General features: G+C 59.7%; 1 protein-coding gene. It reads left to right on the top strand.

Features of this window, described 5'->3' with window-relative positions:
- Nucleotides 1-81: 81 nt before the first annotated feature.
- Nucleotides 82-1,040, top strand: a protein-coding gene (locus HKX24_RS17610) for an IS630 family transposase (protein WP_271691389.1) whose coding sequence is annotated in 2 segments (ribosomal slippage) — nucleotides 82-423 and nucleotides 426-1,040 — 957 coding nt in all. Because the reading frame shifts where the segments join, the coding sequence is not laid out codon by codon here.
- Nucleotides 1,041-1,055: the final 15 nt, after the last annotated feature.

Below are 1,055 nucleotides of genomic sequence, written 5' to 3' on the forward strand. Positions count from 1 at the left end.
TAAAGCGGTTCGGTGAAAACCTGAATCGGGTAGTTCCCTTGGTCTTCTGTTTGTGATTCATCCTGTTCAGGAGGATGGTTCATGTCAGCACCTTTGCCGGATGCGCTTCGTGCGCGATTTCAGAAATACATCGAGGAAGGCTTGAGCGGACGGGCGGCGGCCTTGCGGCTGAAGCTTTCACCTGCCACAGGTGCGAGATGGGCGCGCAAGATCCGGACGCGCGGCCATGCTGATCCCGCCCCGCAGGGACGCCCCCCCGGAAGGGGCAAGCTGGCTCCTTACCGGGCGTTTTTCGAGGAACTTGTTGCTCAGGATCCGGATATCACGCTCTTTGAATTGCGCGATGCGCTGATGGCGGCAGAAGGCGTCGAGGTACACCATTCCTCGATTGCCGCCCTCCTGTCGCGCCTCGGCTTCACCTATAAAAAAAATCGCTGGTGGCCACCGAGCGCCGCCGCGCAAGGGTAAAGAGCGCGCGGCACGATTGGCTGGCACGCCGTATGCCCGCCATGCGGTTGCAGCCAGAACGCCTTGTGTTCATTGACGAAACATCGGTCAAAACCAACCTGACCCGGATGCGGGGCCGCGCTCTGTGCGGACAGCGTCTCGAGATGGACGCGCCCTTCGGAAGTTGGGGAACACAGACGTTTATTGCCGGCCTTACCCACGAGGCGCTGATCGCACCCTGGGTCATCAAGGGCGCAATGGACGGTCCGGCCTTCGCCGCGTATGTCCGAGAGGTGCTTGTGCCGGAACTGTCGCCCGGCACCGTCGTCATTCTCGACAATCTGGCCACGCACCGGAACGCCGAAGCGGCAGAGGCGCTCCGGCAAGCAGGATGCTGGTTTCTATACCTGCCGCCATACTCACCGGACCTCAATCCCATCGAGCAGGCCTTTTCCAAGCTGAAATCCCACCTGTGCAAGATCGGTGCCCGGACCTTTACCGATCTTTTTCACGCGCTTGGCGATATTTGCCGGATGTTCACCCCGGACGAGTGCTGGAACTTCTTTCAGGCTGCAGGATATGTCTCAGGTTAAAACAGAACGGCTTTA

Source organism: Sulfitobacter sp. M85 (assembly GCF_029285915.1).
GTDB classification, from domain to species: domain Bacteria; phylum Pseudomonadota; class Alphaproteobacteria; order Rhodobacterales; family Rhodobacteraceae; genus Sulfitobacter; species Sulfitobacter faviae.